Genomic DNA, 3,903 nt, shown 5'->3' with positions numbered 1-3,903 from the left:
GCTAGAAGTGTCTTACAGATGGAGGGTCATGGAAGAGAGGAGATCATCGATGGAGTAGATATCAGTAGAACGGTTGGCTGGTTTACAACGGTTTACCCGTTTGTACTGGATGTATCGGGTTCTTCCACTCAGAGAGCAAGTTTAGTGGCAGTAAAAGAAGCTTTACGCCGTTTGCCTAATAAAGGAATTGGTTATGGTATTCTGACCCACTTAAGTCAGGAAAGACTTGAGAGTACACTTGTACCGGAGATTACCTTTAATTATTTGGGTGATTTTGGTGTAAATGTATCCAATGAGGAAGATTCCTTGTTTGAATATGCCTCAGAGCATATGGGATCAGATACCTCTAAAGAGAATAAAATGAATACAATCCTTGATGTATCGGGGATGCTGGTAAAGGGGGAACTGGGTATATCGATCCGTTATTCAGGTTTGAGGTATGATGCGGCAACGATTAAAAAACTGGCAGGATCTTACAAGAAACATTTGGAGTTTTTAATAGAGGAATTGGCTAAAAGCAAAGAGCAGCATCTGACCCCATCGGATTTAACTTTCCAAGGATTGAGCGGGGCAGAGCTCTTAGAGCTTAACGCAGATAATACCCTTGAGGATGTCTATGAGTTATCTCCTCTTCAGGAAGGCATCTACTACCACTGGCTGGCAGAAGATTCCGGTTCGCTTTATTTTGAGCAGACCTCCTATAGGGTACGAGCCAAAGTATTGGATATCGATAAACTGGCTATTGCTTACCAGGGTTTAACAGCCAGACATGCTGTTTTGCGTACTAGTTTTAGTACTGAATATGCAGGGAGATCTTTGCAAATTGTTAGGAAAGAAGTAGCGAGTAATTTTACTTATCAGAAACTTGACGGTTCGGCAGACCAAGATTTGCAAGTAGCGCTGATCAAACAACAGGACAGGGAAAGAGGTTTTGATTTAGGCAGTGGTTCTCAGATGCGTTTGCATGTTGTTGATCTGTCGCAAGGGGAGTATGAGTTTATCTGGAGCCATCATCATATCCTGATGGACGGTTGGTGTGTAAGTGTGCTTATCAATGACTTTAATGAACTGTTGAGTGCCGCAATAAAAGGCAGTACAGCTGATCTGTCACCGGTAATACCTTATTCCAATTATATCAATTGGTTGAAAACCATAAACAGAGAACATTCACTGGGTTACTGGAAGGAGTGTCTTAAAGGTTATGCAGTACCGGCAGAGATTCCTTTTAAGACAAGAGCTGTAGATACTACTTATGTCGAATACAGTGAACACTTTGAAATAGGGGGAGCTGTGTTTAAGCAAGTAGACACACTTTGTACCACTTTAGGCATTACCCACAACACTTTTATGCAAGGTGTATGGGGCTATCTATTGTCACGTTACAACAACACGAGTGATGTGGTGTTTGGGGCTGTGGTATCAGGTCGTCCGGCCGATTTAGCAGGAGTTGAAGATATGATCGGACTGTTTATCAATACTATTCCGGTCAGAGTAAAGTATGATGTTGATACTACGGCTGCTGACCTGTTAAAAATGCTGCAAGAGCAATCGATACAAGGTACATCACATCATTATATGAACCTGTCGGAGGTTCAGTCACAGAGTGAACCGGGCATGGATCTGATCAATCATATTATGATATTTGAGAACTATGCAGTAAAGGAACTGGAAAACGAAGGCGTATTCAATAGCCGGGAAGAAGAAGAAGGATTTACCTTAGATTCAGTGGAAGTTATTGCGCAATCCAATTATGATTTTAATATTATAGTGATCCCATCCGCTTTTTCACTAAAGATAGACATTAGATACGATAGCAATCGTTATGATACAAGATCATTAAAGCAGCTGGTAAATCATATTGATACCGTAATCAAGGCGTTTGCACAAAACGCGGATCAGTCTTTAACAGCATTAGATTATTTATCTGAAGAAGAGAAACACAAACTGTTGTTCACCTTTAATGATACAACAGCAATATATCCGAAGGACAAGACGATTGTGGACTTGTTTGAAGAACAGGTTGAAAAGACACCAAACAAAGTAGCACTTGTATTCGAAGGTAAAGAAATTTCCTATAACGAGTTAAATAAGCGTTCGAATCAACTCGCACATTATTTAAAGAATAATTATAAAATCAGGCCAGATGATTTAATCGGTTTTCAATTAGAGAGAAATGAAAATATGATTATTACAATTCTTGCAATTTTAAAAGCAGGGGCAGGATATATACCAATCGATTTAGATTTCCCGGAAGAAAAAATAAAATATATCGCAAACGATAGTAAATGCTCATTAATTATTGATAAAAGTAAATTGGATGTTTTTATTGCCGAAAGTTTATCGTATCAAAAGACAAATTTATTAAAAGAATTAAGTCCTGATAACTTAATTTATGCCATATATACTTCTGGATCTACAGGTCTGCCAAAAGGCGTTTTAATTGAACATCGCAGCATCATTGCCCATATTTTTAATGTTAAAAATTTATATGGAGTAAGTGCCGAATCTCGCTTTTTGCAATTTTTTAACGTTGCTTTTGACGCAGCTGCTCAGGAAATTTTTACAACTTTATGCTTCGGTGCCAGCTTGTATATAAAAACACATAACGTTGATCCTGAATATATTTATGGACTAATTTCAAAATATAAAATTACACATGCAGATTTTTCAACTGCCTTCTTTAATTCTTTTATAACAACTTTTAATTCTGAGACATTTTCGCATAAGCTTGAGTTTTGTGCAATAGGTGGGGAAAAACTTGAAAAAGGAATATTTGAAAAACATTGGCATAACATTTCAAATTTTACAAAAGAGTTTTACAATGTTTATGGACCAACGGAAACGACGCTTACAGCTACATGGTTTCCAATTATGTTACAGGGCAAGCTCGCAAAATTTGAGAATACAATTCCAATTGGTAGATCGTATGCTGGTCGCCAGGTTTTAATTCTGGACAAAAATCAAAATTTACTGCCAATTGGTGTAATAGGAGAAATTTGTATAGGAGGTAATAGTTTAGCACGAGGTTATCTAAACCAGGAAGCGTTAACCAAGGAGAAGTTTGTAGCAAATCCTTTTAAAGCAGGAGAGCGTTTGTACAAAACAGGTGATTTGGGTCGTTGGCTACCCGATGGCAATATTGAGTTCATAGGGAGAAAAGACGATCAGGTAAAGATTAGGGGTTACCGAATAGAACTTGGAGAGATAGAACATGCTTTAGTAAAACATGAAGCTGTAAATCAAGGAGTAGTTGTAGCCAGAGAGAACGAGTCGGGAGAGAAAGAACTCGTGGCGTATATCGTTTCTAATGTCGAGCAAAACACAAGCGATTTACGAGCTTATTTAAAACAGTCGTTGCCGGAATATATGCTTCCGGCGTACTTTGTTCAACTCGAAGCCATCCCATTAACGGCCAATGGTAAAATAGACAAAAAAGCACTACTGAACCTTGAAGTTATGGGACTATCGAGCGGTGTTGAATATGTAGCACCGGTAACAGAACAGGAAAAGGTTTTAGTTTCGGTATGGTCAGCGGTATTGAAAAAAGAAGGCATCGGTATCAAGGATAGTTTTTACAATCTTGGTGGCGATTCCATCAAGTCAATTCAGGTGGTAGCTCGATTAAAACAACAGGGTTACAGACTTAAAGTAGAGCATCTGTTAAGCACACCGGTACTGGGAGAGCTGGCAGGGTTAATGGAACTGACCACCCAGGTTAGCGATCAAAGTGAAGTGAGTGGTGCTGTTGTGCTGACCCCAATCCAGGAATGGTTTTTCAAATCAGAGGAGATAAAAGTACATGAGTACTTCAATCAATCTGTTTTATTGTATAGTAAGGAAGAGCTGGATAGCAGTATACTGGAGAAGAGCATAGAAGATTTGACGAGGCATCACGATGCCCTT

The 3,903-nt window shown here is 38.8% G+C and carries 1 protein-coding gene; it reads left to right on the top strand.

The annotated features are described in order from the left end of the window. The coding region (locus JO950_RS21435) for a non-ribosomal peptide synthetase (protein ID WP_202704464.1) at positions 1-3,903 on the top strand (3,903 nt) is incomplete at both ends.

The sequence above is a fragment of the Flavobacterium sp. UGB4466 genome, from assembly GCF_903469665.1.
Taxonomy (GTDB): Bacteria; Bacteroidota; Bacteroidia; order Flavobacteriales; family Flavobacteriaceae; genus Flavobacterium; species Flavobacterium lipolyticum.
This window is presented reverse-complemented; position numbering and strand designations above follow the sequence as displayed.